We start from the raw sequence: 3,344 nt of genomic DNA on the forward strand, positions 1-3,344 counted from the left end.
TAGGGTTTAGGGTTTAGGGTTTAGGGTTTAGGGTTTAGGGTTTAGGGTTTAGGGTTTAGGGTTTAGGGTTTAGGGTTTAGGGTTTAGGGTTTAGGGTTTAGGGTTTAGGGTTTAGGGTTTAGGGTTTAGGGAAAGTACATATTGCCATTAAAATAGCCAACTGATAACTGATAACTGATAACTGATAACTGATAACTGATAACAAAACTATACCGACGCTGCATTGTTCAGATACCTCCTAAAAGGGAGCATTTCGAGATAAACTTCTTTTATTTTTTCTTTGAAATCAGATTGAAAAACTTCTTCCCTCTTTAGCTGACACTCCACGGCGAAAGTCTTGTTCCTGAGTAAACCGATATGGAGATGGGTATTGGTGAATCCTTTTGGGGCATTGGTCAGCTTCTCATCTTCATAAAGTCCACCAAAATATTTTTTAAATGAAGGCTTATTCAATATTTCCTGTAATTCTTCACCATTATAATCAATACCATCGCGGATACTCTTTAAAGTCTTTGCTTCTGGACGCCAAAACCCTCCAGCCAATAAACATTGCTTCAAACCTACCTCAATATAAAAATCTGCTGATTTAGGAGCCTTATCCAAACCCGCACCAAAATGGTCCTTGTAAATCGGTTTATGAGGATGAAACATCAAATTGTTATTGATTCTATTGATACCATTCTTACCGGGTGTGGGATAGTAATCCTCATGCAACCCGGCCATGGTCAAGTCTAAATCATCCAACCATAGAACAAAGTCGTTTCGCAAGGCTCGATACCACTTGCGGTTGGCATCCATCCACTCTTTATTATTGTTTTGTTGAAGTTGGGCAAGAAAATCAAAAAGGTCTTGAAAGTTCATACATCGAAAGTAAGAAATACAAAATTAGAAATACGAAGTATTGGTCTCCCATTACCAAGCTTTAAAAGATTCCTTGATTTTTAACTTTCTACTTCGTATTTCGTTCCTCGTACTTCAAAACCGGTTATCACCCATTACAATATCACCCAGCCCCCCTAAAAGACTACCCTCACCTTTATCTTTACCACCTCTGGGAACGGCTGCCAAAACCCGGCCTGCCAATCGACTAAAAGGTAATGATTGTACATAAACAGTTCCTGGTCCGCGGAGTGTTGCAAAAAAGAGTCCTTCTCCTCCAAATACGGTGTTCTTGATACCTCCTACAAATTCAATATTGTAATCCACAGTCTGTGAAAATCCTACGATACAACCGGTATCCACTTTTAACACTTCGCCAGGAGCCAGTTCTTTTTTAGCCATAGTTCCTCCTGCATGCACAAAGGCCATTCCATCACCTTCCAGTTTTTGCATAATAAACCCTTCTCCACCGAACAACCCACGTCCTAACCGTTTTGAAAATTCAATTCCCACAGAAACACCTTTGGCAGCACACAGGAAAGCGTCTTTCTGACAAATAAATTTCCCTCCTTTTTCTGAAAGGTCTATGGGCAGAATCTTTCCTGGATAAGGGGAAGCAAAGCTTACCTGTTTTTTTCCCTGTCCTACATTAAGGAAAGCAGTCATAAACAGGCTTTCTCCGGTAAGTAAGCGTTTACCGGCAGAGAACAGTTTTCCCAACACCCCTGAATCTTGATTGGAGCCGTCGCCAAAAATGGTGTCCATTTTTATGTCAGTTTCCATCATCATAAAGCTTCCTGCTTCTGCCACAACTGCCTCTTGAGGGTCGAGTTCAATTTCAACGTATTGCATTTCTTCCCCATAAATTTGATAGTCTATTTCGTGATTTGTGTTCATATAAGTTTCTCTTACTTTATTATTTTCAATAACCATTTCCTTTTCATATTGGTATACCTAAAATATAAATTGTTACACTTCATGCTCAATCGTTTCAGAAGTATAAAAACCACTATGTATGTGTCCTCAAAACATCATCATTTAATCTTCAGACAATGCTTTATAGGGCATTAGGACAGTAAAAAATACATTTCAACGTCAATTTGTAAGTAATAGAATGTTAATTTTAGATATTTGCCTCTATGCGAAAAAGATACAAGGATATTTTGTTTTGGGTCTTTACCGTTCTTATGGTAGGAATATTCCTTTACGGGATATATTACTTGATTGATAACAATCCGTTTTAATTTTAATTTTCTATGATTGACAAGGAAACCATTTTAGAGTTTCTGAAATCCTCCTTTACGGATGAATACAGAGTTACATTAGATGAAAGATTTGTCTTTTTGGACAAAGATGGTATTCCTATACCTGGTTCTCCATCTTTTGTAGCGGATGTAGTGGTTTCCAGTTCCGACGAGAAATTAATCGAAGTGGTTTTCATTGATAGAAAGCCGAAAAGAATGGAATTGGAACTATTTAGCCAAATGGTGTTATCATCAGGTTATCGGCCTAAGAATGTTTTTATCTATTGTGTTGATTCCAAAGGGGAAGGGTATAAGTTTCTGGATGCCTCTATTGAACGTTGGGGAAGGAATGGGAGTTTAAATGAAAACATCTTCAGGTACGTGGTTGCTGCAAATGGAGTGTCCGCAACTTTCCAGATTATCGACCGATAAATACCATATTTAAAGTCATTGACCTAAATACAGTTTTTGAAAAAGAGGACAACAAAGGAGAAAAGCCAAAAAGGACTATTTCACCAGACCAATATTTTAATATGGTCGAAGCTAGATTGAAGAAGTATGACAAGGATACGTTCTTGAGCAGCTTCTACAACAAGGAAATCAAATTAAAAGATGGCAACAGCTATAAGGTTGTCCTTGAAAAGGTTTAGATAGCTCCATATCTTACTTAATACTTGACCCTGTACTTTTTTGTATGAGGTTTCTCTTCTCGTTAAGTTGATATGGGGAAGACGTAATGAAAATATCACAAACCATTGTTTACAATTTTAAACAAAGAATTGTAGTGTCAATAAAATTGATGCGTATATTTGAACATCAAACAATACAAATAATTAGTAGGTTGTTTGATAAAAGAAAAAGAGAGTCAACGAACCTTATTTGCGTTATCATTTGTAGATAATTACACATCGCTCTACAGAAGTTATTACTACTACCAATAGTAAATAGCATAAGGTTTGACCCTCTTCAGGAAAATCCAAACGTCCTTTTCAGGATGTTTTTTGTTACTGTAAATTTAAAAAGAATAGGCTTAATACTGGTGTTTATTTATTAACATTCAGCATGTTAAACATTTTTTCAAATAGCTTATACTAAATTGTAATAGTTAAGACTTAATCTGACAATCTTAATAAATTAGTTTAACCCTTAAATTAGATTTGTCAGATGAGTACAGAAGAAAAGATCATCAAACCAAAGTTAGGATTATTAGAACTTGCCAAA

General features: G+C 36.4%; 3 protein-coding genes. 1 reads left to right on the forward strand and 2 read right to left on the reverse strand.

The genetic code is table 11. From position 1 onward, the window contains the following. Positions 1–207: 207 nt before the first annotated feature. Together E4661_RS14315 and E4661_RS14320 are read right to left on the reverse strand one after the other, a co-directional pair. On the reverse strand, positions 208–861 hold the full coding sequence (locus tag E4661_RS14315; protein WP_136468141.1) for a DUF2461 domain-containing protein: 654 nt from the start codon (positions 859–861) through the stop codon (positions 208–210). Between the two features lie 114 nt (positions 862–975). Further along, positions 976–1,776, reverse strand: a complete 801-nt coding sequence (locus tag E4661_RS14320; protein WP_136468142.1) for a TIGR00266 family protein — start codon at positions 1,774–1,776, stop codon at positions 976–978. Between the two features lie 359 nt (positions 1,777–2,135). Between E4661_RS14320 and E4661_RS14325 the strand changes: the two genes are divergently transcribed. Then, positions 2,136–2,555: a hypothetical protein gene (locus E4661_RS14325; RefSeq protein WP_136468143.1), complete on the forward strand. Its 420-nt coding sequence runs from the start codon at positions 2,136–2,138 to the stop codon at positions 2,553–2,555. Positions 2,556–3,344: the final 789 nt, after the last annotated feature.

The organism is Flagellimonas onchidii (genome assembly GCF_004804315.1).
Classification (GTDB): domain Bacteria; phylum Bacteroidota; class Bacteroidia; order Flavobacteriales; family Flavobacteriaceae; genus Flagellimonas; species Flagellimonas onchidii.